The organism is Tistlia consotensis USBA 355, assembly GCF_900177295.1.
GTDB lineage: Bacteria > Pseudomonadota > Alphaproteobacteria > Kiloniellales > DSM-21159 > Tistlia > Tistlia consotensis.
Map to the genome: position 1 here is coordinate 30,556 of NZ_FWZX01000036.1, position 23,279 is coordinate 53,834.

21 protein-coding genes are annotated in these 23,279 nt (G+C 72.1%); 9 read left to right on the top strand and 12 right to left on the bottom strand.

Annotated features, from left to right (window positions below):
* Positions 1-5 precede the first annotated feature (5 nt).
* Genes B9O00_RS27835 through B9O00_RS27860 form a run of 6 tightly spaced genes read left to right on the top strand, consistent with a single transcriptional unit; the run spans position 6 to position 5,241 of the window.
* Positions 6-806: an ABC transporter permease gene (locus B9O00_RS27835; RefSeq protein WP_085125997.1), complete on the top strand. Its 801-nt coding sequence runs from the start codon at positions 6-8 to the stop codon at positions 804-806.
* Complete coding sequence (locus B9O00_RS27840; protein WP_085125998.1) at positions 803-1,957, top strand: NAD(P)/FAD-dependent oxidoreductase; 1,155 nt, start codon at positions 803-805, stop codon at positions 1,955-1,957. Before B9O00_RS27835 ends, B9O00_RS27840 begins: the two co-directional genes overlap by 4 nt.
* Positions 1,935-2,276 carry a (2Fe-2S)-binding protein gene (locus B9O00_RS27845; protein WP_200808687.1) on the top strand — a complete coding sequence of 114 codons (342 nt, stop codon included), beginning with the start codon at positions 1,935-1,937 and terminating at the stop codon, positions 2,274-2,276. The genes B9O00_RS27840 and B9O00_RS27845 overlap by 23 nt, the downstream gene beginning before the upstream one ends.
* On the top strand, positions 2,276-3,694 hold the full coding sequence (locus B9O00_RS27850; RefSeq protein WP_200808688.1) for an FAD/NAD(P)-dependent oxidoreductase: 1,419 nt from the start codon (positions 2,276-2,278) through the stop codon (positions 3,692-3,694). The genes B9O00_RS27845 and B9O00_RS27850 overlap by 1 nt, the downstream gene beginning before the upstream one ends.
* A gap of 4 nt (positions 3,695-3,698) precedes the next feature.
* Positions 3,699-4,853 (top strand): NAD(P)/FAD-dependent oxidoreductase, encoded by a 1,155-nt coding sequence (locus tag B9O00_RS27855; RefSeq protein WP_085126000.1) that lies wholly within the window; start codon positions 3,699-3,701, stop codon positions 4,851-4,853.
* Between the two features lie 43 nt (positions 4,854-4,896).
* Positions 4,897-5,241, top strand: a complete 345-nt coding sequence (locus B9O00_RS27860; RefSeq protein ID WP_085126001.1) for a RidA family protein — start codon at positions 4,897-4,899, stop codon at positions 5,239-5,241.
* Positions 5,242-5,324: 83 nt separating this feature from the next.
* Here the strand turns inward: B9O00_RS27860 and B9O00_RS27865 are convergent, their stop codons facing one another.
* The 6 genes from B9O00_RS27865 to B9O00_RS27890 form a co-directional block, all read right to left on the bottom strand.
* Positions 5,325-5,864 carry a P-loop nucleotide/nucleoside kinase family protein gene (locus B9O00_RS27865; protein WP_085126002.1) on the bottom strand — a complete coding sequence of 180 codons (540 nt, stop codon included), beginning with the start codon at positions 5,862-5,864 and terminating at the stop codon, positions 5,325-5,327.
* Positions 5,865-5,891: 27 nt separating this feature from the next.
* Positions 5,892-7,559: an ABC transporter ATP-binding protein gene (locus tag B9O00_RS27870; protein ID WP_085126003.1), complete on the bottom strand. Its 1,668-nt coding sequence runs from the start codon at positions 7,557-7,559 to the stop codon at positions 5,892-5,894.
* Positions 7,559-8,410 carry an ABC transporter permease gene (locus B9O00_RS27875; RefSeq protein ID WP_085126004.1) on the bottom strand — a complete coding sequence of 284 codons (852 nt, stop codon included), beginning with the start codon at positions 8,408-8,410 and terminating at the stop codon, positions 7,559-7,561. Before B9O00_RS27875 ends, B9O00_RS27870 begins: the two co-directional genes overlap by 1 nt.
* A gap of 22 nt (positions 8,411-8,432) precedes the next feature.
* Entirely contained in the window at positions 8,433-9,407 is a 975-nt protein-coding gene (locus tag B9O00_RS27880) for an ABC transporter permease (RefSeq protein ID WP_085126005.1), read from the bottom strand.
* 210 nt (positions 9,408-9,617) lie between these two features.
* The gene (locus tag B9O00_RS27885; RefSeq protein ID WP_089229828.1) at positions 9,618-11,159 is read right to left on the bottom strand and encodes an ABC transporter substrate-binding protein; all 1,542 of its coding nucleotides are present in this window, start codon (positions 11,157-11,159) and stop codon (positions 9,618-9,620) included.
* Positions 11,160-11,264: 105 nt separating this feature from the next.
* Positions 11,265-12,062: a class II aldolase/adducin family protein gene (locus B9O00_RS27890; protein ID WP_085126007.1), complete on the bottom strand. Its 798-nt coding sequence runs from the start codon at positions 12,060-12,062 to the stop codon at positions 11,265-11,267.
* 194 nt (positions 12,063-12,256) lie between these two features.
* On the opposite strand from B9O00_RS27890, the gene B9O00_RS27895 reads away from it, so the two are divergent.
* Both B9O00_RS27895 and B9O00_RS27900 read left to right on the top strand, forming a co-directional pair.
* Positions 12,257-13,024 carry a GntR family transcriptional regulator gene (locus tag B9O00_RS27895; RefSeq protein ID WP_085126008.1) on the top strand — a complete coding sequence of 256 codons (768 nt, stop codon included), beginning with the start codon at positions 12,257-12,259 and terminating at the stop codon, positions 13,022-13,024.
* Positions 13,025-13,038: 14 nt separating this feature from the next.
* Positions 13,039-14,067, top strand: a complete 1,029-nt coding sequence (locus B9O00_RS27900) for a histone deacetylase family protein (protein ID WP_085126009.1) — start codon at positions 13,039-13,041, stop codon at positions 14,065-14,067.
* Positions 14,068-14,221: 154 nt separating this feature from the next.
* Here the strand turns inward: B9O00_RS27900 and B9O00_RS27905 are convergent, their stop codons facing one another.
* Complete coding sequence (locus tag B9O00_RS27905) at positions 14,222-14,674, bottom strand: GNAT family N-acetyltransferase (protein ID WP_085126010.1); 453 nt, start codon at positions 14,672-14,674, stop codon at positions 14,222-14,224.
* Between the two features lie 44 nt (positions 14,675-14,718).
* Here B9O00_RS27905 and B9O00_RS27910 point away from each other — a divergent pair, with 44 nt between their 5' ends.
* Complete coding sequence (locus tag B9O00_RS27910) at positions 14,719-15,063, top strand: GNAT family N-acetyltransferase (protein ID WP_085126011.1); 345 nt, start codon at positions 14,719-14,721, stop codon at positions 15,061-15,063.
* Between the two features lie 86 nt (positions 15,064-15,149).
* On the opposite strand, the gene B9O00_RS27915 is transcribed toward B9O00_RS27910, so the two are convergent.
* The 5 genes from B9O00_RS27915 to B9O00_RS27935 all read right to left on the bottom strand — a co-directional run bounded on the left by B9O00_RS27915 (position 15,150) and on the right by B9O00_RS27935 (position 23,080).
* A complete protein-coding gene (locus B9O00_RS27915) occupies positions 15,150-16,433 on the bottom strand; it encodes an MFS transporter (protein ID WP_085126012.1) in 1,284 nt (427 codons plus the stop codon).
* Between the two features lie 192 nt (positions 16,434-16,625).
* On the bottom strand, positions 16,626-17,888 hold the full coding sequence (locus B9O00_RS27920) for a c-type cytochrome (RefSeq protein WP_085126013.1): 1,263 nt from the start codon (positions 17,886-17,888) through the stop codon (positions 16,626-16,628).
* A gap of 10 nt (positions 17,889-17,898) precedes the next feature.
* Complete coding sequence (locus B9O00_RS27925; RefSeq protein ID WP_085126014.1) at positions 17,899-19,587, bottom strand: pyrroloquinoline quinone-dependent dehydrogenase; 1,689 nt, start codon at positions 19,585-19,587, stop codon at positions 17,899-17,901.
* Positions 19,588-20,116: 529 nt separating this feature from the next.
* Positions 20,117-21,370: a Zn-dependent hydrolase gene (locus tag B9O00_RS27930; protein WP_085126015.1), complete on the bottom strand. Its 1,254-nt coding sequence runs from the start codon at positions 21,368-21,370 to the stop codon at positions 20,117-20,119.
* Between the two features lie 24 nt (positions 21,371-21,394).
* Positions 21,395-23,080, bottom strand: a complete 1,686-nt coding sequence (locus B9O00_RS27935) for a thiamine pyrophosphate-binding protein (protein WP_085126016.1) — start codon at positions 23,078-23,080, stop codon at positions 21,395-21,397.
* Between the last annotated feature and the right edge of the window lie 199 nt (positions 23,081-23,279).

Below are 23,279 nucleotides of genomic sequence, written 5' to 3' on the forward strand. Positions count from 1 at the left end.
CAGCGATGACCAGGAACGGCCCCTTCGCCCTGCTGTTCAACGCGCTCTTCGTGCTCTTCATGGCGGCGCCGCTGGTCGTCGTGATCGGCGTGTCGCTGACCCCGGAGGGCTTCCTCGAGTTCCCGCCGAGCGGCATCTCGCTGCGCTGGTTCAGGGCGATCCTCGACAACCCCGACTTCATCGAGGCCGGCTGGACCAGCCTCTACCTGGGCGTCGCCGCGGCGAGCCTCTCGACCGCGCTCGCGGTGCCGGCGGCGCTGGCGATCGGCCGCCGGCGCTTCCCGGGCCGCGACCTGCTGCTGGCGACCTTCATGTCGCCGCTGACCGTGCCGACCATCGTGCTCGGCATCGCCTTCCTGCGCTTCCTCAGCCAGATCGGCCTCAGCGGCACCTTCCTCGGCCTGACCCTCTGCCACGCCGTGATCATCACGCCCTTCATCCTGCGCCTGGTGCTGGCCTCGGTGACCGGCCTCGACCGCACCGTCGAGAAGGCCGCCGAATCGCTCGGCGCCTCGGACTTCACCGTGTTCCGCCGGATCACCCTGCCGATGATCATGCCCGGCGTCGTCGGCGGCTGGGTGCTCGCCTTCATCACCTCCTTCGACGAGCTGACGGTCACGGTGTTCATCGTCAATCCCAGCACCACCACCCTGCCGGTGCGGCTGTTCAACCACATCACCCAGACGACCGACCCGCTGGTCGCCTCGATCTCGACCGTGGTCATCCTGTTCACCGTCGGGCTGATGTTCGTCATCGAGCGGCTCTACGGCCTGGACCGCCTGCTGGTCGGCGGAGAGGCGCGATGAGCGGCGCCAACAAGGACGTCGCCGCCAGGGACGTCGTGGTGGTCGGCGGCGGCCTGGTCGGCGCCGCCGTCGCCTACGGCCTGGCGCGCCAGGGCCTGTCGGTCGTCATGCTCGACGAGGGCGACGTCGCCTACCGCGCCTCGCGCGGCAACTTCGGCCTGGTCTGGGTGCAGTCCAAGGGCGACGGCTTCCAGGACTACGCGCGCTGGACCCGCGGCTCGGCCGACCTCTGGCCCGGCTTCGCCGAGGAGCTGAAGGAGGCGGTCGGCATCGCCGTCGGCTACCGCAAGCCGGGCGGCGTGCATCTCTGCCTCAGCGAGCAGGAGCTCGAGGAGGTCGAGCTGCGCATCCGGCGCATGCACAACCAGGCCGGCGAGGCCCTGGATCCGGGGGGCGATCCCGGATCGCGCCTGCTCGACCGCGCCGAGCTCGAGGCGCTGCTGCCCGGCGTCGGCCCCGAGGTCGTCGGCGGCGCCTACTCGCCCCACGACGGCCACGTCAGCCCGCTCTACCTGCTGCGCGCGCTGCACGAGGGCTTCCTCAAGCTGGGCGGCCTCTACCGCGCGGAGAGCCGGGCCCGGCGCATCGCGTCCGACGGCGCCGGCTTCCTGGTCGAGACCGAGCACGGCCGCTTCCGCGGCGCCCGCGTCGTGCTCGGCGCCGGGCTCGGCAACAAGGCGCTCGGCAAGGGCGTCGGCCTCGACGTCCCGGTCAGCCCGCTCAAGGGCCAGATCCTGGTGACCGAGCGCGCCGAGCGCTTCCTCGAGCTGCCGACCATCAACGTGCGCCAGACCGAGGAAGGCACGGTGATGCTCGGCGACAGCCACGAGGACGTCGGCTACGACACCTTCTCCAAGCCCGCGGTGATGAGCGAGATCGCCCGCCGTGCGCTGGTCGCCTTCCCGGCGCTGCGCAGCGTCAAGGTGGTGCGCGCCTGGGGCGCGCTCAGGGTCATGACCCCAGACGGCTTCCCGATCTACGAGGAGTCGGAAAGCCATCCCGGGGCCTTCGCGGTCAACTGCCATTCCGGCGTCACCCTGGCGGCCGCCCATGCCCTGAAGCTGGCGCCGCTGATCGGCGACGGCGGCTTCTCGCGCACCCTCGCGTCCTTTTCCTCCAGGAGGTTCGATGCTGAAGCGTCTCGAGCTTGACGACGGCGGAGGCTCCGGCGCGGCCGGCCCGGTCCGCTTCACCTTCGACGGCCGGGAGATGACCGGGCGCGCGGGCGACAGCCTGGCCGCCGCCCTGCTGGCCAACGGCGTCCTGCAGTTCCGCGAGAGCGCGGTGTCGCGGCAGCCGCGCGGCCCCTTCTGCCTGATGGGCGTCTGCTTCGAATGCCTGGTCGAGATCGACGGCGTCGCCAACTGGCAGGCCTGCATGGTGCCGCTCGCCGAGGGCATGACGGTGCGCAGCCAGCGCGGCGGGCCGGCGGTCGTGCCGCTGCCGCAGACGGAAAGGACCGGCTCGTGATGCGCTGCGACCTCGCCGTGATCGGCGCCGGCCCCGCCGGCCTGGCCGCCGCGACCCGCGCCGCCGAGGCCGGCCTCGCCGTCGAGCTGTTCGACGAGCAGCCGGCCCCCGGCGGCCAGATCTACCGGGCGATCGAGACGGTGCCGGCGCCGCGCCGCGCCCTGCTCGGCCCCGACTACGCCGCCGGCGCCGCGCTGGCCGCCGCCTTCCGCGCCTCGGGCGCCGGCTACCGGCCGGGCGCCCTGGTCTGGAACGTCGATTCCCAGCTCAACGTCGACTTCAGCCAGGACGGCCGCTCGCGCCAGTGCCGGGCGCGCGCCGTCGTCGTCGCGACCGGCGCAATCGAGCGGCCGACGCCCCTGCCCGGCTGGACCCTGCCGGGCGTCACGACCGCCGGCGCCCTGCAGATCCTGCTGAAGGCCCAGGGCCTGGTGCCGGCCGAGGGCGTCGTGCTGGCCGGCAGCGGCCCGCTGCTGCTGCTGCTCGCCGAGCAGCTGACGCGTGCCGGCGCCGCCCCCCGGGCGATCGTCGAGACCGTGCCGCGCGGCCGGCTCTCCGCCGCCGCCCGGCACCTGCCGGCGGCGCTGCGCGCGCCCGGCTACCTCGCCAAGGGCCTCGCGATGCTGCGCGCCCTGAAGCGCGCCGGCGTGCCGTTCCATCGCGGTGCCGAGGCGCTGGCGATCGAGGGCGCGGACCATGCCGAGGCCCTGTCCTTCACCGCCGGCGGCCGCCGGCAGCGCATCGAGAGCCGGCTGATCGCCCTGCACCAGGGCGTCGTGCCGAACCAGCAGATGACCCGCCTGCTGCGCTGCGAGCACCGCTGGAGCGACGGCCAGCGCTGCTTCCTGCCGGTCGTCGACGACTGGTTCGAGAGCAGCGTCGAGAAGGTCTTCGTCGCCGGCGACGGCGCCGGCATCGGCGGCGCGAAGTCGGCGGCGCTGCGCGGACGCCTCGCGGCGCTCGGCGCGCTGCGCCGGCTCGGCGCCGGCGAGGACAAGCGGCTCGCCGGCGAGGCCGCGGCGCTGCGCGGCGCCCTCGACAAGGACGGCGCGGTCAGGCCGCTGCTCGAGGCGCTCTACGCGCCCTCGGCGCAGATCCTGGCGCCGGCCGACGACACGCTGATCTGCCGCTGCGAGGAGGTCACGGCCGGCGCGCTGCGCAAGGCCGTGGCGCTGGGCTGCCCCGGCCCGAACCAGGCCAAGTCGTTCCTGCGCTGCGGCATGGGCCCCTGCCAGGGCCGCCTGTGCGGCCTGGCGGTCAGCGAGGTCATCGCCGCCGAGCGCGGCGAGCCGCAGCAGACCATCGACTACTACCGGATCCGGCCGCCGCTGAAGCCACTGCCGCTGGCCGAGCTCGCCGCGTTCGACGTCGGCGACGACGCGGGCGACGAGGCCGGCGACGACCAGGACGCGGCCTGACGCCATGGCCCTGCTCGCGCGCGCGGACGTCGTGGTGGTCGGGGGCGGCCTGCACGGCTGCTCGGCGGCGCTGCACTGCGCCCTGCGCGGCCTCTCGGTCGTCGTCGTCGAGAAGAACACCGTGGCGCGCCACGCCTCGGGCGTGAACGCCGGCGGCGTGCGCCGGCTCGGCCGCCACCCGGCGGAGATCCCGATCTCGGTCTTCTCGATGAAGCTCTGGCACCGCATCGCCGAGCTGGTCGACGACGACTGCGGCTTCCAGCCGGCGCCGCAGATCAAGGTCGCCGAGACCGAGGCCGAGCTGGCGGCGCTGAGCGAGCGCGCCGCCCTGGTGCGCGGCCTCGGCTACGAGCACGAGGAGCTGCTCGACCAGGCCCGCCTGCGCGAGCTGCTGCCGGCTGTCGCCGAGCACTGCGTCGGCGGCCTCGCCTCGATGGGCGACGGCTATGCCGTGCCCTACCTCACGACCTTCGCCTTCCAGCGCAAGGCCAGGGCGCTCGGCGTGCGCTTCTTCGAGGAGACGCGGGCGCAGGAGCTGACGCGCGACGGCACGGTCTGGCGCCTCTCGACCGACCGCGGCACCGTCGAGGCCGAGACCCTGGTCAACTGCGGCGGCGCCTGGGCCAACCTGGTCGCCGCCAGGCTCGGCGAGCCGGCGCCGGTCGAGGCGATCGCGCCGATGATGCTGGTGACTGCGCGCCTGCCGCACTTCTGCGACGCCGTGGTCGGCGCCACCGGCCGCCCGCTCTCCTTCAAGCAGATGCCCAACGGCACGGTGGTCATCGGCGGCGGCCGGCGCGGCGTCGCCGACCCCGAGACCGACCGCACCGACCTGCGCTTCGCCGAGCTGCGCCTGACCGCGAGGACCGCCGCCGAGGTCTTCCCGGTCATGGCCGGCGCGACCATCGTGCGCGGCTGGGCCGGCATCGAGGGCCGCATGCCCGACGACATCCCGGTGATCGGGCCCTCGACCACCGAGGAGCGGGTGTTCCACGCCTTCGGCTTCTCGGCCCACGGCTTCCAGCTCGGCCCGGGCGTCGGCTCGATCATGGCCGAGCTGGTCGCGACGGGCGCCACCCAGGCGCCGATCGCGCCCTTCTCGATCGGCCGCTTCCAGGGCGGCGGCTCCCTAGCCGCCGCGACCGCGCCGGTCCACTGACCCTTCTTCCCTTCCGTTCCCACCCAAGCCAAGGAGACCAGGCATGGCCACGCGCCACATGCAGACCCCGATCATGCACCGCGTCGTCGAGCACGACGGCGTGCTCTATTTCGGCGGCGTCGTCGCCGACGACTTCTCGCTGCCGATGAAGGGCCAGACCGAGCAGATCTGCGCCAAGCTCGACAAGCTGCTGACCGAGGTCGGCAGCTCGAAGGAGAAGCTGCTGGCCGCGACGCTCTTCATCACCGACATGTCCCAGAAGGCCGGCATGAACGAGGCCTGGACCAGCTGGATCCCCGCCGAGGCCCTGCCGACCCGCGCCACCCTCGGCGTCGCCGACCTCGGCAAGGACGTCCTGATCGAGATCGTGATCACGGCCTACAAGTAGAGTCCTTCCCGCACCGCCCTTCTTCTCGTCATTCCCGCGAAGGCGGGAATCCATTGTGAGTCATCCGCGCGCGCGGAGAGTCCCTATGGATCCCCGCCTTCGCGGGGATGACGAGGAGGAGCGGCATCGCCGACCGCCGCGACCAGCCGCGCGGCCGCCGCTTCGGCGCTCAGCACCGCCGTATCGAGCCGGAGGCCGACGTTCGGCCAGGGCTCGTAGTCGCGCGCCGTCACCTTGTCCCAGTCGGGCAACGCCAGGCCCGCGATGTCGGGGCGCCGGCTCTCGACGCGCCTGCGGTGCTCGGCCGGATCCGAGCAGACGACCTCGACCTCCAGGAAGGGCGCGCTGCAGCCCTCGGCGACCGCGCGCCAGCCGGCGCGCGACAGCTCGACCGGATTGACGGAATCGGCGATCACCGTGCGGCCGAGCCGCAGGTTGTCGGCGGCCGCGGCCCCGGCCGCGCGGTAGCCGGCGTCGGCGACGTCGGCGGGCCTCAGCCAGGATTCGCGGATCGCCTGCTCGATCGAATCGATGCGCAGCAGCACCGCGCCGAGCCGGGCGGCGGCCAGGCGCGCCACCGTCGACTTGCCGCTGCCCGGCAGGCCGCCGAGGATGACCAGCATTGCCCGCTTCTCCGCTCCCACCCCCACTCAGGCCGGGGGTGAGCCATCCTGCAGCGCGACCTCGGGGATCGTCCAGTCGCGGCCGGGCACGGCGGCCAGCAGGTCCCGGGTGTAGGGATGCTGCGGGTCGTTGAAGACCCGGTGGGTCGGGCCGTACTCGACGATCTCGCCGAGCCGCATCACCGCCATGCGGTCGCAGATCTGCGCGGCGACGCGCAGGTCGTGGGTGATGAACAGCATGGCGAGGTTCAGGCGCTGCTTGATGTCGTCGAGCAGGTCGAGGACCTGGGCCTGGACCGAGACGTCGAGCGCCGAGACCGGCTCGTCGGCGACCAGCAGCTCGGGATCCAGGGCCAGCGCCCGGGCGATGCCGATGCGCTGGCGCTGGCCGCCGGAGAACTCGTGGGGATAGCGCTCGGCGGCCGCGGCGCCGAGGCCGACCAGCTCGAGCAGCTCCCTGGCGCGCGCCGTCGCCTGGGCCTCCGGCACGCCGATGGCGCGCGGCCCCTGGGCGATGATCCGGCCGACCTTCTGGCGCGGGTTGAGCGAGGCGTAGGGGTCCTGGAAGACCATCTGGATGTGCCGGCGCTGGGCGCGCAGCGCCTCGCCCCTGAGGCTGGCGAAGTCGAGGTCGCGGAAGCGGATGTGGCCGCCGTCGGTGTCGAGCAGGCGCACCAGGCAGCGCCCGACCGTCGACTTGCCGGAGCCGCTCTCGCCGACCAGGCCCAGGGTCTCGCCGCGCCGGATCTCGAAGGTGATGTCCCTGGCGGCGGCGACCTCGCGCTTCTTCACGAAGAGCCCGCGGGAGGTCGTGTAGGTCTTCTTCAGGCCCTCGACGTTGAGCAGGATCTCGCCGGCCGGCGCCGGCCGTTCCGGCGGCGCGAACTGCGGCACCGCGCCGATCAGGCGGCGGGTGTAGGGGTGCTGCGGGTCGTTCAGCACCTGCCCGGCCGGACCGAGCTCGACGATCTTGCCGGTCTGCATGACGGCGACCCGGTCGGCGATCTCGGCGACCACGCCGAAGTCGTGGGTGATGAACATCACCCCCATGTGCCGGCTGGCCTGCAGCGAGCGGATCAGGTCGAGGATCTGCGCCTGGGTCGTGACGTCGAGCGCGGTGGTCGGCTCGTCGGCGATCAGCATCGCCGGCTCCAGGGCCAGGGCCATGGCGATCATGACGCGCTGGCGCTGGCCGCCGGACAGGCGGAAGGGGTGGGTGTCGATCAGGACCTCGGGGTCCGGCAGGCCGACGTCAGCCAGCAGCTTCATGATCAGGCGCCGCCGCTCCCGGCGGTCGATCCGGCCGTGGGCGTCGAAGACCTCGCCGATCTGCCGGCCGATGGTCATCAGCGGGTTGAGCGCCGTCATCGGCTCCTGGAAGATCATGCCGACCCGGCTGCCGCGCAGGCGGCGCAGCTCGGCCTCGCTCTTGGTCAGCAGGTCCTCGCCCTCGAAGACGATGCGCCCGGCGACCGGCCGCACATGGGGCAGCGGCAGCAGGCCCATGATCGCGTTGGCGGTCATCGACTTGCCCGAGCCGGACTCGCCGACGACGCAGAGGATCTCGTTGCGGTTCAGGGTGAAGGAGATGTCCTCGACGGCGTGCGCCCGCTCCGCCCCCCGGGGCAGCGCGATCGACAGGCCCTCGACCTGCAGCAGGGTCTGGTCGCCGGCCATGGTCGCGGTCCCCCCCATCACCGCCCCTTCCGCGCGAGACGCGGGTTGAGGGCGTCGTTGAGGCCCTCGCCGACCAGGTTGAGCGCCAGCACCGTCAGCAGGATGGCGACGCCCGGGAAGACGCTCATCCACCAGGCCTGGCGGATCACCGTGCGCGCGGCGCCGATCATGTAGCCCCAGGACATGGTGTTGGGGTCGCCGAGGCCGAGGAACGACAGCGAGGACTCCAGCAGGATCGCCGTCGCGACCATCAGCGAGGCCATGACGATGATCGGCGACAGGGTGTTGGGCAGCACCTGGCCGAAGATGATCTGCAGGTTCGACTGGCCGACCACCCTCGCCGCCTGCACGAACTCGCGGCTGCGCAGCGAGAGGAACTCGCCGCGCACCAGGCGCGCGACCGGCGGCCAGGAGACGATGCCGATGGCGACGATCACCGATTCCGTGGAGGGCTGCAGGATCGCGACCAGCACGATGGCCAGCGCGAAGTTCGGGATCGTCTGGAAGAACTCGGTGAAGCGCATCAGCGCGTCGTCGACCAGGCCGCCGTAGTAGCCGGCCAGCGCGCCCAGCGTCACGCCGATGGTCAGCGCGACGACGGTCGAGACGATGCCGACCAGCAGGGAGACCTGGGCGCCGTAGACCAGCCCGGCGCCGATGTCGCGGCCCAGCGTGTCGGTGCCGAACCAGAAGCCGTCGACCGCGAAGGGCGGCAGGAAGGGCCGCTGCACCATGCGCCAGGGATCCTGCGGATGAATCAGCGGCGCGAAGATCGCCATCAGCACCACGGCGGCGAGGATCAGCAGGCCGATCAGCGCGCCGGGATTGCGCAGGAAGCGCCTCCAGAAGTCCTTGGTGGCCGGTTTCATCGGCGGGTCTCCCTCCGGCCGGTCACTTCAGTTCGATCCTGGGATCGATGAAGGTGTAGACGACGTCGGTGATCAGGTTGAACAGCAGCACCATCGCCGAGGAGACGAAGAAGATGCCGAGCAGCAGGTTGTAGTCGCGCTGGAACAGGGCGTCGTACATCAGGCGCCCGATGCCCGGCCAGGCGAAGACCGTCTCGGTCAGGACCGCGCCGCCGACCAGCTGGCCGGCCTGGATGCCGGCCAGCGTGATGACCGGCAGCACGGCGTTGCGCAGCACGTGGACCCGGGTGATGCGCCCCGGCGCGACGCCCTTGGCCCGCGCCGTCTTGACGAAGTCCATGTCGGCGACCTCGAGCATCGAGGAGCGGGTCAGGCGCGCATAGACCGCCATGAAGAACAGGCCGAGGGTCAGGGCCGGCAGCACCAGGTGCTCGGCGACGTCGGCGGCGTAGGCCAGGCCGGTCAGGTGGGCGCCGACCGTCTCCATGCCGTAGGCCGGCAGCCAGCCGAGCACGACCGAGAACAGCAGGATCGCCATCAGGGCGACCCAGAACAGGGGCGTCGCGTAGAAGATCAGCGCGAAGGAGGTCACCGCCGTGTCGGTCAGCGTGCCGACCCGGCGGGCGGCGATCGCGCCGAACAGCAGGCCGAGCGCGATCGAGATGACGAAGGCCGTGCCGGTCAGCAGCAGGGTCGCCGGCAGCCGCTCGAAGACCAGCTTCGAGACCGGCTCGTTCTGCCGGTAGGACCAGCCGAGGTCGAGGGTGACGATGTCGCCGACGTAGATCGCCAGCTGCTCGTGCAGCGGCTTGTCCAGGCCGAACTGCTCGCGCAGCTGCTCGATGAACTTGGCGTCCGCCGCCCCCGCCTCGCCGGCCATGACCTGGGCGGGGTCGCCGGGCGCGGCACGGATCAGGAAGAAGTTCAGCACGACGATGGCGAACAGCACCGCCACCGCCTTGAGCAACCGCTTGAGGATGAAGCCGAGTTTCTGCATGGCCTCCGCGTCGGGGAGAAGCGGCTCGAGCGCGCCGTCACGCTTCGTGGTTCGACTGGCTCACCATGAAGCGACGGAACCGCTCTTGAAGGCTGGCGGGTCGGGCCTCGTCGCGAAACTCGGCCCGACCCGTCAGCAACGATCCTGGCCCCGGGGCCGCTTCATGGTGAGCCAGTCGGACCATGAAGCGCGGGGGCTCCGGTCAGGACCCTAGCGATCCAGCCAGGCGCCGCCGAGGCCGTCGTTCACGCCGATGGCCGTGGTCACCAGGTTCTTGACGTCGCTGCGGTAGATCGTCGGGAACTCGATCTCCAGCAGCCAGGCGACCGGCACGTCCTCGACGATGATCTTCTGGACCTCGTCGTAGAGCTTCTGCCGCTCGGCGTCCGGGAAGGCGACGGCCGCCTTGTCGAACAGCTCGTCGACCTTCGGGTTCTTGTAGCCCTCGACGTTGTTCCAGGGCGAGCCCTTGGCGATGTTCGTCGAGACGTAGGTGCGGGCGACGCCGAGCGCCGGGTCGCCGTACTGGTAGAGGTAGGTGAAGGCCAGGTCGTAGTCCCAGTCGGAGATCTTCTGGTTCCAGCCCGCGACGTCGGTCGCGACCATCTCGACGTTGATGCCGGCGTCGTTGAGGTTCTGCTTCACCGCCTCGCCCCAGCGCTGCCAGGTCTCGCCGTAGGGCAGCGGCAGCAGGCGGATCGGCTTGCCGTCGTAGCCGATCTCCTTGAGCAGCGCCTTCGCCTTGGCGGTGTCGTAGGGGTACTTCTCGACGTCGTCGCTGTAGAAGCGGGTCTTGGAGCTGACCGGCCCCGTCGGCACCTTGCCGAGGCCGTTCCAGATCACGTCCTTCGCGAAGTTGCGGTCGATCGCGTACATGATCGCCTGGCGGAACCGCTTGTCCGACAGCGGGCCTTCGCGGTTGTTGATCCACATCCAGGCCAGCGGCGCGAAGAACTCCCAGCCCTTGCCGGTCACCGAGGTGTTCTTGAGGGCGGTCAGGCGCTTGACGTCGAAGTTCTCGACCGAGCCGCCGGGCAGCACGTCGACCTTGCCGGTCTCGTAGGCGACGGCGCGCGAGGCGGCGTCGGGGATGACCTGCCAGTAGACCTCGTCGAGGTAGGGCTGCCCCGGCACGTGGTAGTGCTCGTTGCGGACCAGGTGGATGTAGGAGCCCTTCTCCCACTTGTCGAACTTGAAGGGGCCGGTGCCGATCGGCGTGGCGTTCATCGGGTTGGTCTTGAAGTCGGTGCCCTCATAGATGTGCTTCGGCACCATCGGCATGGTGCCGCCCTCGAAGACGCCGATGAAGGGGCCGAAGGGCTCCTTCAGGGAGAAGCGCACGGTGTGGTCGTCCAGCGCCTCGATCTTGTCGACGTGCTCCAGGCTGACGCGCAGGCGCGCGTTGGTCTGGCGCAGGAAGACGTCGGCCGAGAAGACCACGTCGGCGGCCGTGAAGGGCTTGCCGTCGTGCCAGGTGACGCCCTGCTTCAGATGGAAGGTGTAGACCTTGCCGTCGTCGCTGATCTCCCAGGACTTGGCCAGGCTCGGGACCGGCTTCAGGTTGAAGTCGTACTTCAGCAGGCTCTCGTAGATGTTGCCGGCGACCATCTGGGTCGGGCCGTTCTGGGTGATGCCGAGCATCAGGCCGGGCGGCTCCGGCTGGATCACCACGTTCAGCGTGCCGCCGCGCTTCGGCGTCGCGGCCGAGACCTCGGGCACGCCGATCGCCAGGATCGCGCCGCTGGCGGCCATCCCTGCGAGCACGGTCCTTCGCGTCGTTTGCACCATGTCGTCAATCTCCCCGTTCGGTTCCGGTTGCTCTTCCCGCCGGCCGTCCCGTTTCCCGAGGCCGTCGCCTCAGGCGTCGTAGCCGGGACAGCGGCGCTCGACCAGACGGCGGAAGGCCGCCCACTCGCGATCGGCCGCCGCGCCGCTCTCCATGGCGTCGTAGGCGGCCGCGTATTGCCCGGCGGTCTTCTTGGCGACCGCTTCGGACGGCTGGACCAGCGGCGCGCCGCTGGCCTGCAGGCGCAGCTGCGCCACGCAGGAACGCTCCAGGTTGTGCATCAGCTTCCAGGCCTCGGCGACGCTGCGCCCGACCGTCAGCAGGCCGTGGTTCCTGAGGATCATCGCCGGCCGCTCGCCGAGGTCGGCGGCGAGGCGCCCGCGCTCGTCGAGGTCGAGGGCGATCGACTCGTAGTCGTGGTAGGCGAGCCGGCCGTGGAACTGCAGCGACCACTGGTTCAGCGGCAGCAGCCCGTCGCGCTGGCAGGAGACCGCGACGCCGGCCGGCGTGTGGGTGTGCAGCACGCAGGTCACGTCGGGGCGCGCCGCGTGGATCGCGCTGTGGATCGTGAAGCCCGCCGGGTTGATGCCCCAGCCGGTCGGGTCGTCGAGAATCTCGCCGTCGAGATCCACGGTGACCAGCGAGCCCGCAGTGACCTCGTCGAAGCGCAGGCCGTAGGCGTTGAGCAGGAAGCGGTCGTGGCTGCCCGGCAGGCGTGCCGAGATGTGGGTGAAGATGGAGTCGTCGAGGCCGTGCAGCGCCACCAGCCGATAGGCGGCGGCAAGGTCCAGGCGCATCTCGCGCTCGGCCTCGGCCAGCGCCGCCGAATTCGAGTCGACGCGGGTCGACGCGCTCGCCCTGCTGTCCATCCTGTCCCCTGTCCGGCCTCGTTCGTGGCGCCGCGGTCGGTGCCGCCTCGCCTTGTTGGCGGAAAGACTGCCACAGCCTCGCCATCCACGACAACGGTCAACTGTCGACAGTCGACATGTCGCACTCTAGTCTGGTTCGCAGAAGAACGGCCGAAGCCGGCCCGAAAGGCACGGCACCCGGCAGGCGGAGCAGGATGGCGGAACGGTCAGGCACTTCCCCGGGCACCCGGCAGGGCGGCGGCTTCGAGACGCTGCACGCGGCCGACCTGGTCAGCCAGGTCGGCGAGCGCCTGGTCCAGGCGATCGTCGAGGGCCGCCTCGCCCCGGGCCAGCGCCTCGTCGAGGCCGAGCTGGCCCGCCAGATGGGCATCAGCCGGGCGCCCCTGCGCGAGGCCGCCCGGCGGCTCGAGCAGCGCGGCCTGCTGGTCGCCCATCCGCGCCGCGGCTTCTTCGTGCGCGAGCTCAGCCTGGACGAAGTCGACGACCTCTACGGCGTGCGCATCATGGTCGAGAGCTATGCCGGCCGCCTCGCCGCCCGCCACGCCGGTCGCAAGGGCCTCGACGAGCTGGCGCGCCGCATCGCGGAGCTGCGCCGCCTGGCCCGCGCCGGCAAGGAGGCCGCCCTGGTCGAGGCGGACCTGGAGTTCCACCGCTCGATCTGCGTGCTGTCGGGCAACCGGCGGCTGCTGCGCCTGTTCGACGACATGGCGATCGACGTGCGCATGGTGATCGCCATGATCGACCACCTCTACGACGACCCGATGGTCATCGCCGAGACCCACACGCCGCTGCTGGAGGCGCTCGAGGGCGGCGACCAGGCCGTCATCGCCGACGCCTTCGAGTACCACATCGGCGTCGCCTGGCGCGAGGTCCGGCGCTTCCTCGCCGAACGGCCGCCCAGCGGCAGCGCCCGCGATCCCGGCCCGCCGCCCGTCATGCCCCCCTTCCCCCGACAGGACTGAAGGATCCCCCCTCGATGAAGGTCGTCTTCTCGCCCGAACACGCGCGCCACGAGCCGCAGCTCTTCCTGGTCCGCGGCCAGCCGAAGCCGAGCGCCGAGCAGCCGGAGCGCGCCGAGCGCCTGCTCGCCGCCGTCCAGGCGCGCGGCGACGAGATCCTGGCGCCGGCCGGCCTCGGCCCGGGCCCGCTGGCCGCGGTCCACACGCCCGACTACCTGCGCTTCCTGGAGGAGGCCTGGGACGCCTGGCAGGCGCTCGGCGACAGCGGCGGCGAGATCATCCCCAACGTCCATCCGGCGCACCACCAGGCCAGCTATCCGCGCGCCATCGTCGGCCGCGCCGGCTGGCACATGGCCGACACGGCCTGCCCGATCGGCCCCGGCACCTTCGCCGCCGCCTGCGCCGCGGCCGACGCCGCCGCGACCGGCGCCGAGCTGCTGCTGGACGGCGAGACGCAGGCCTACGCGCTCTGCCGGCCGCCGGGCCACCACGCCTATGCCGACATGGCCGGCGGCTTCTGCTTCCTGAACAACGCGGCGATCGCCGCGCAGCGGCTGCGCCGGGCCCACGAGCGGGTCGCGATCCTGGACGTCGACGTGCACCACGGCAACGGCACCCAGGGCATCTTCTACCAGCGCCCCGACGTGCTGACCGTCTCGCTGCACGCCGACCCGCAGGACTTCTATCCCTTCTTCTGGGGCCACGGCCACGAGCGCGGCGCCGGCCCCGGCCTCGGCTACAACCTCAACCTGCCGCTGCCGATCGGCACGGCCGACGACGGCTGGCTCGCGGCCCTGGAGCGCCACGCCCTGCCGGCGATCCGCGCCTTCGCGCCGGGCGCCCTGGTCGTCGCCCTCGGCCTCGACGCCTTCGAGGGCGACCCGCTGAGGGGCCTCGCGATCACCACCCCCGGATTCGCCCGCATCGCCGCCGCCATCGCCAGGCTCGGCCTGCCGACCCTGCTGGTCCAGGAGGGCGGCTACCTGGCACCGGAGCTGGGCGGGAACCTGGCCTCGTTCCTGGGCGGCTTCGAGGAGGCGCGGTAGCGGCGAGTCCGCTCACCTCACCCTCCCACGCTGCGCGCGGGCCCCTGCCTCTCCCCAGAGCGGAGAGGGAAAAGTGAACCCTCTCCGCTCTGGGGAGAGGGTGCCGAGCGCCAGCGAGGCGGGTGGGTGGCGGCACGGACCGCGCCGCGGCGCGCTACGCCACCGCCTTCCGGAAGTAGGCCCGCTCGAAGCCCTTCTCGGTCGCCCAGCGGGTGAGCTCCCAGCCGAGATGGCGGTAGATCGCCTGGTTCTCGGTCATCGTCCTGTGGGTGTAGAGCTGCATCTCCGGGTAGCCGAGACGCCGCGCCTCGGCCTCGGCGAAGTCGAGCAGCCGGCGCGCCAGGCCCCGCCCCCGGCCCGCCTCGGCGACGGCGACGTTGTCGACCAGCAGAAAGCCCGGCTGCCGCTCCAGCACCAGCAGCGCCAGCAGCCTGCCCGCCTCGTCGCGCACGACCCAGGCCTGGCCGGCGGCGATGCGCGCGGCGTAGTCGTCGTCCATCGGCCCGGGCCGCCTGCCCATGCGCGGCAGGTAGATCGCGTAGGCAGCCTCGACCAGGGCCTGGATCTCGGCACGGTCGGCGTCGCCGGCTTGTCGAATCTCCTCCATGGCCGGAGCATAGCCCGTCGCAGCCGCCCGAAGGGAGCCCCGCCATGGCCGAGATCCCCGTCCGCCCGCCCGAGGACCGCGACCTCGAGGCCTGGTCCGCGCTGTTCCGCGGCTACATGGCCTTCTACGAGGTGCCAGAGAACCCGGCGACCGTCGCCACGCTCTGGGCCTGGATCCACGACCCGCAGCACGTCATGCAGGCCCTGGTCGCGGTCGACGAGGCCGACCGGCCTATCGGCCTCGCCCACTTCCACGCCATGCCGCGCAGCCTGGGCGGCAACACGGTCTGCTACCTCAGCGACCTCTTCACCGACCCGGCCGTGCGCGGCCGCGGCATCGGCCGGGCGCTGATCGACGCGGTGATCGGGCGCTGCCGTCAGGAGGGCTGAGTCAACCTGCGCTGGCTGACCCAGGAGTTCAACTACGACGCCCGCAAGCTCTACGACAGCTACGGCCGGCGCAGCGACTTCATCCTCTACGCCCTGCCGGTCTCCTGAGCCCGGCGGCGGCCGACCGGCAGCCAGACCAGCGAGGCGACCAGCGCCGCGCATGGCACCGCGGCCAGGACCAGCAGGCCGGCGGCGAAGCTGCCGCCCGTCGTCAGGATGCCGGCGAAGGCCGCCGGGCCCAGGACGAAGCCGGTGAACATCAGGATCGCCGAGCCGGCCGAGGCCTCGCCGACCCGGCCGGCCGGCGCGCGTCTCGCGACCTCGGCCAGCAGCACGCCGTTCCAGCCGGCGACGACGCTGCCGGCGAGGAAGCCGAGGCCGTAGAGCAGCGGGTGGGGCCAGTCCGGCTTCACCGACGCCAGGGCCAGCATCGAGGCCGCGGAGCCGACCGTCGCCAGACGGATGACCGCCAGGCCGGAGCCGATCCGGTCGGCGAGCCAGCCGAGCAGCACGCGGCCGGCGACGCCGCCGGCCTGCATGACGGCGAAGGTCGCGCCGGCGGTGCGCAGGTCGATGCCGAGCCCGACGACGAGATAGGTCACCAGGAAGGAGTTGAGCGTCCCCTGGCCGAGCGCGAGGCCGGTCGCCACGCCGGTCAGCGGCAGCAGGCGGCTCCCGGCCCTCAGCGCCTGCAGCGGCAGCAGCAGGTTGCGCAGGGTCAGCACCGTGGCGGCGCTGAGCGGCGCCCGGGGATCGCGGTGGGCGTCGGCCCGGCCGCGGAACAGCTGAGCCAGCAGCACGGCCGTCAGCAGCAGCGCCAGAGCCAGGACGACGGCGGCGTCCCAGCCGCCCCACTCGGCGACCAGCGGCACCAGGAAGCCGGCCACGGCGCCGCCGGCCGGCACGCCGGCCTGCTTGATCGAGAAGACCAGGGAGCGGTGGCGGCGCGGCGCGAAGCGCTGCAGCACCTCGCCGCCGCCCGGGGTCGCCGGGGCGTAGGCGATGCCGATCAGCACGCTGGCGGCGATCGGCGCCAGCCAGAAGGGCATGAACAGCAGGGCGGCCGCGACGGTGCCGAGCAGCAGGGCCGCCTGGACCGTGCGGATCGGCCCGAGGCGGCGCACGAAGGGACTGCTGGCGAGCAGGCAGAAGATCGCGCTGGCCATGGTCGTGGCGGTCAGATAGCCGATCACGCCGCGGTCCCAGCCGAAGCGCCCGGCCATCAGCGGCGCCAGCACCGGCAGCAGCTGCAGCAGGAAGGCGGCCGAGGTCTGCAGCAGGATGATCGCGGCGAGCGGCCCGGCCCAGCCACCCGAGACCTGCTCCTCGGCCCGTGACGGCGCCCCTGGCGCCAGCGGAGCCTCAGGCACCGGCCGCCGGTCCGCGGCGATTCCGAGAGTCGACAGCCACCACGCGCTTCCGCCCGTCCCTTCAGCCTGCGATCCGCGGCGCCGTCCGGGACGGCGCCGCGGATCGCAGTGTCGACCGGCGCACCGGCGGCGTCGAGCGCGGCCGGGACAAGGCAGCCGTGCCCGGCGGCCATGGCGGCCGCCGGGCCGCCGCTACCTGGCCGCGGTCTTCAGGCTGCAGATGCCGGGGCCCGGCAGGTCCGGCTTGACGCCGTCCGGCGGCTGCAGGGCGGCCTTGTGCAGGCTGGCGGTCGCCGTCGTCGGGAAGCGGTTCTTGCCGGGCGGATAGCAGTTGACGGCCAGCAGATAGCTCAGCACCCGGGCGTACTGCTCGGGCGACAGCGAACCCGGATTGTCGCGCGGCATGGTCGTCGTCACGACCTGGCGCAGGTCGGCGACCGACCAGCCGAGCAGCTGCGCCTTCTTCAGGAAGTCCGGGCCGGCGATGGTCGGCGCCGACTTGCCCTGCAGCTGCTCGCCGTGACAGACGGCGCAGTGGCTCTTGAAGATCTGGTGGCCCTGCTCGGCCTGGGCCTCGGTATAGAGCGCGGGCGCCGGGTCGGCGGCCGCCACCCTGGTCCCGGTCGGGGCGGCCGCCTTCGCCTGCTGCCGCTTGCCGCAGAGCTTGCCGGTCAGCGCCGCGGAGGCCGTCTCCAGCACGACCCGGCCGTCGCGCACGGTGATGCTGCCGACGCCGAAGGGCTCGGGCAGCTCGGTCCTGCCGTCGTGCGTCGGGACCGCGACGTAGGTCAGGTAGCCGCCGACGACGCCGTAGGCGGGCTCGTCCGACGGCGCCCCGGAGGGCAGCGTCCCGGACTGCAGCGCGCAGCCCGGCAGGGTCGGCGCATCCGGCGGCACGCCGAGTTCCGTCGTCGCCAGCGCGCCGCGCAGGCCGCCGAAGGCGCCCCGGTCCGAGACGCGGCCGATCGCGACCAGCAGCGCTTCGAGCGCGCCCGACATGCGGGACTGGAAGTCCTCGAGCTCGTCGGCCTTCAGCGCGTCGTCGAGCCCTGCCTTGGCGACCATGGCGTTGACCCAGGCGGCCTGAACCGCGGCCGCCCAGGGCCGGTCGCCGGCGGCATCGCGCAGCCGCCCGAGATGGCCGAGCGCGCCGGCCGCGTCGCCCGGGTCGCCGGCCGCGGCGTCGAAGCCGGCGCCGGCCTTGCCGACCAGCGCGTTGACCGCGCGCCGGGCCGCCTGTCTGTAGGGATCGGGATCGCTGACCGTCAGGCCGGCGGCCTTGTCGAGCTCGCCGAGCGCCGATTGCAGGTCCGTGAGGGCGCCGAGGGCCTCGCCGTGCGCCCCCGCCGCGATGTCCTTTGCCGCCGCCCCGCTGCCAGCGAGCAGGGTCAGCGCGAGAAGGGCCGCTGCGCCCCCGAGGGGGCGCAGCGCCTTCCTGAGCTTGCCAGGCTCCACGGATCCGCCGTCAGTTCGACGTGGCGGTCTGCGGCGCGGCGGAGACGAAGGCCGTCAGCGTGGAGGTCTTCGCCGGCTCGCCGAGCTCGGGCACCTTCAGGAAGCCCGGATCGCCTGCCTCGACGGTGACGTAGCGCCGCCCGTCCATCGTGAAGGTCGCCGGCGGGGCGACGATGCTGCCGCCCATGTCGCTGTGCCACAGCTCCTTGCCGGAGGCCGGATCGTAGGCCGCGAAGGTGCCGTCGAGCAGGCCGGTGAAGACCAGCGAGCCGGACGCTGCCGAGGCCTTCTCGGCCTTGTAGTCCATCACCAGGGCACCGCCGTTGGCCGGCAGCCCCAGGTGATGGCGCCAGGAGAACACGCCCGTCGAGACGTCGACGGCGTTGAACCAGCCCGAGTTGGGCCCGACCAGGCTGGGGAAGCCGCCGCCCAGGTAGAACTGGCCGGCGACGTAGACCGCCTTCTTGCTGCCGGTCCACTTGCCGCACTGGTTGGTGCTCGGCACGAAGAAGGTGTTGGTGGCCGGATCGTAGGCGCCGCCGTTGTACTCGATGCCGCCGTTGGTGTTCGGGCAGGCGTAGTTCGCGCCCACGGCCGGAGGCTCGGTGTTCTGGCCCATCTGGTAGCTGACCGGCGTGTGGCTGACCAGCTTGCCGGTCGTGGCGTCGAGGATCCAGAAGTTGCCGCCCTTGTCGCCGGCGGCGACCAGCGGCTTCTCCTTGCCGTCGACCTTGCCCTCGAACAGCACCGGGGGCATCGCCGGATCCCAGTCGTGCGTGTCGTGCGGGATGAACTGGTGGTACCACTTCATCTTCGGCTTGGCGCCGGAGATGTCGAGGGCGACCATCGAGTCGGTGTAGAGGTTCTTGCCCTTGCGTATCGTGCCGAGGAAGTCCGGCTGCGGATTGCCGGTGTCGACGTAGAGCGTGTCAGTCTTGGGATCGATCGCGAGGCCGCTCCAGATCGCGCCGCCGCCGCGCTTCCAGGAATCGCCGCTCCAGGTGTCGTGGCCCTTCTGCCCGGGGCCCGGCACGGCCTCCCACTTCCAGATGCGCTTGCCGGTCTTGGGGTCGAAGGCGCTGATGTTGCCGATGCCGCCCCAGTCGCCGTTCGACACGCCCATCAGCAGCTTGCCCTTATAGGGAACGGGCTGCATCGAGTAGAAGCTGTTCTTGGGGTTCTCGACGGTCTGCTTGTTCCAGATCTCCTTGCCGGTCTCGGCGTCGAGCGCGACCATGTGGCCGTTGGCCATGCCCATGAACAGCACGCCGTCGAGGATCGCGACACCGCGGTTGCGCGGGAAGCCGACCAGCTGCATCGGCTTCGGGTTGTACTGCCACTTCAGCTCGCCGGTCTTGGCGTCGAGGGCGTAGACGTCGTTCTTGAACGAGGTCACGTACATCATGCCGTGCCAGACGATCGGCGAGGCCTCGACCGGTCCGCCGGCCGGGATGGTGAAGCTCCAGGCCTTCGTCATCTTGCCGACGTTCTGCGGGCTGATCTGGCTCTCGGTGATGCTGCGGTCGCCGCTGTAGCTGCCGGCCGGAAGGATCCAGCTCGCGCTGTCGTCGGCGGCCTTGAGCAGCATGTCGGACGAGGGCCCGGAGGCATTGCCGGAGGCCGCGAGGGCGAGCCCCGGCAGGGCGAGTGCCGCGCCGGCGAGCAGTGCGCCCCTGAACAGAGTCGATATCCGCTGCATTGTCGTCTTCCTCCCTTTCTTGCTTCGTGCGGCGGCCCGAGCCGGCCCCCCCTTGGCGACGCCCGAAAGCGGCGCAGGGGATACCTGCGCAAGGATTGAGTCCGCCTTGCTGTACTAGCCATCGTGGGTTCTGTCCGGCGCCGTTCCAGGGGACTGCGCCCACCCGACGCAGGCGGCGGCGCGGCGACGGCGGGACGGCTTGCCGAGGCGGCCGCCTGCTCGAGGCGGCGGCCAGAGCCACTTTCGTAGGAAGACCGACGGCGTGACGCTCCGCTCCGCCGACAAGCCTCCGCGACGATCCGCCACGCCCACCATGGCCGCGGAAAGCGGTCAGGTCCCTGCCTGCCTCGCTCGGCGGGTCGACAGGCTCACCCTGAAGCGACGGGGCGCCGGCGGCCGGCCGACATCCCCGAGTCGCGTCATCCCGAGCGAGTCGCAGGGCGAAGCGAACCCGGCGCCCCTGACGACCAATTATTCAACCAAAACAATCACTAAAAGAGAATTTCCAAAGTCACAGCCGAACTTTCCGTCAGCGGTTCGCCCGCTTCAGCACGGCGTGCAGCAGGACGTCGACGCCGGGGGCGGTGTCGTCGAGCTCGATGTGCTCGGCCTCGTTGTGGGTGACGCCGTCGCGGCAGGGGGTGAACAGCAGGGCGGTCGGGCAGATCCGCGACAGGTGGTAGGCGTCGTGGCCGGCCTGGCTGAGGATGTCGCGCGCCGGCACGCCCAGCTCGGCAGCGCTCTCGCGCACCAGGCCGATGCACGCCGCGTCGAAGCGCTCGTCGCCGAAGGTCCAGTCCTCGACGATCTCGATCTCGACCCGGGCCTTCCGGGCCGCCTCGGGGATCGCCGCCTTGAGCAGGCGCTCCATCTCGGCCGTCGCCGCGGGGTCGGGATGGCGGAAGTCGCAGGTCAGCTGCGCCCAGTCCGACAGGATGCCGGCCTTGTTCGGCCAGACCTCGAGGCGCGCCGCCGTCGCCTTGCCCTCGCCCTCGGCGAACTGCCAGCCGATCTCGTTCACCGCGACGATCAGGTAGCCGGCGCCGACCAGGGCGTTCCTCCGCTTGGCCATCGGCGTCGGGCCGCTGTGGGCGTTCTCGCCGCGGATGTCGATGTTGAAGCCGCGCGTCGCATAGCCGCCGGTGACGATGCCGAGCGGCACGCCCTCGGCCTCCAGGATCGGCCCCTGCTCGATGTGCAGCTCGAAGTAGGCGTCGAGCGGCCGGCCGCCGACCGGCGCCTCGCCGGCATAGCCGATCCGCGCCAGCTCCTCGCCGAAGACCTTGCCGTCGTCGTCCCTGCGGCCGAGCACCCAGTCGACCGGGTGGAGGCCGGCGAAGGCGCCGGAGGCCAGCATCGGCGGCGTGAAGCGCGCGCCCTCCTCGTTCGACCAGTCGATCAGCTCGATCGGCCGGCGCGTCTCGATGCCCCGCTCGTTCAGCGTGCGGATCACCTCCAGGCCCGAGAGCACGCCGAGAATGCCGTCGTAGCGGCCGCCGGCGACCTGGGTGTCCAGGTGGCTGCCGATGACGACCGGCGGCAGCTCCGGCTCGCGGCCCGGCCGCCGTGCCGCGATGTTGCCGACCCGGTCGACCGTCACCGTCAGGCCGGCCTCGCGGCACCAGGCGACGAAGAGGTCGCGCATCTCGCGGTCGGCGTCGTCGAGCGCCAGGCGCCTGAGGCCGCCGGCCCGGCCAGGGCCGATCCTCGCCGAGGCCTCGAGCGTCGCCCAGAGCCGCTCGCGGTCGATGCGCAGCTCGTTGCTGCCGAGGGCGCTGTCCATCGTCGGTCTTCCTGCTCGCTCTGGCTACTTGCTCTCGGCTTCGGCGCGGATCTGGCTCAGCGACTTCAGCGGCGTGATCGCCTCGGGGTCGAGGATCAGGTGCAGCAGCGCGGGGGTGCCCGCCGCCTGGGCGCGGGCGAAGGCCCCGGCGAAGTCCTCGGTGCGCTCGACCCGCTCGCCGTAGCCGCCGTAGGCCTCGGCCAGCTTGACGAAGTCCGGGTTGCTGAGCGAGGTGGCGCTGATCCGGCCCGGGTAGTTGCGCTCCTGGTGCATGCGGATCGTGCCGTACATGCCGTTGTCGACGACGACGAAGATCACCGCCGCGCCGTGCTGCGCCGCCGTCGCGAACTCCTGGCCGTGCATCATGAAGCAGCCGTCGCCGGCGAAGGCCAGGACCGTGCGCTCCGGATGGCGCAGCTTGGCGGCGACCGCCGCCGGCACGCCGTAGCCCATCGAGCCCGAGGTCGGCGCCAGCTGGCTGCCGAAGCGGCGGAAGCGGTAGAAGCGGTGGATCCAGGTCGCGTAGTTGCCGGCGCCGTTGCAGAGTATCGCATCGGCCGGCAGGGTCTCGGCGAGCCAGTCCATCAGCTTCGCCATCTGCAGGCGGCCGACGATCTCGACCGGCGCGTTCCAGTCCAGGTAGTCGCGGTGCGCCTGCTCGGTCCCGGCGGCCCAGGCCGGCTCGGCCGGCGGCAGCAGCGACTGCACGGCGGCGGCGAAGGAGCGCGGGTCGGCGGCGACCGCCATGGTCGGGCGGTAGACCCGGCCGAGCTCCTCGGGATCGGGATGGACGTGGACCAGGCGGCCCTGGGGCTCGGGGATCGAGATCAGGCTGTAGCCGCCGGTCGTCATCTCGCCGAGCCGGGGACCGACGACCAGCAGCAGGTCGGCCTCCTTCACGCGCTTGGCCAGCTTCGGGTTGATGCCGATGCCGACGTCGCCGGCGTAGCAGCCGTGCGTGTTGTCGAAGTGGTCCTGGCGCCGGAAGGCGGCCCCGACCGGCAGCTTCCAGGCCTCGGCGAAGCGCCGGAAGCGCTCGCAGGCGGTGGCGTCCCAGCCGGCGCCGCCGATCAGCGCGAAGGGCCGCTCGGCGGCCTCCAGCAGCGCGCCGAGCCGCTCGACCTGGCCCAGGCCCATGGCGCTCTCGGTCGGCTCGTAGGCGAGGCAGGCCGGCGCCGTCACCCGGTCGCGCAGCATGTCCTCGGGCAGCGCCAGCACGACCGGGCCGGGCCGGCCGGAGGTCGCGGTGTGGAAGGCGCGGCTGAGGAACTCCGGGATGCGCCGGGCGTCGTCGATCTCGGCGACCCACTTGGCGAGCTGGCCGTACATGCGCCGGTAGTCGATCTCCTGGAAGGCCTCGCGCTCCTGGTCCTCGCGGGCGACCTGGCCGACGAAGAGGATCATCGGCGTCGAGTCCTGGAAGGCGATGTGCACGCCGGCCGAGGCGTTGGTCGCGCCCGGCCCGCGGGTCACGAAGCAGATGCCGGGCCGGCCGGTCAGCTTGCCGTAGGCGTCGGCCATCATCGCGGCGCCGCCCTCCTGCCGGCAGACGATCGGGCGGATCTCCGGGGCGTCGTAGAGCGCGTCGAGCACCGCGAGGTAGCTCTCGCCGGGCACGCAGTAGAGCGTGTCGACGCCGTGGGTCTTCAGGCACCGCACCAGGATTTCGCCGCCCGTGCCCTCGAGGCTCAGTCCGTCGTTGCTCCGCATGGTCTCCCCGCTGCCGATTCTCGCGTCCGTCGCTCTATCTAGCGCGTCCGCCGGCCGCTGTCTTCCCGGCCCTGGGGTCCCATGACGAAGATGCGGCGTTGCGGCAACGGTCGTGGTACGTTCCCGGATCGGCCGGACGGCCGAACCGCGGCTCCGGTCGCGCAAGGGTGACTTTACGCGGGGAATTTCGCGTCTAGCT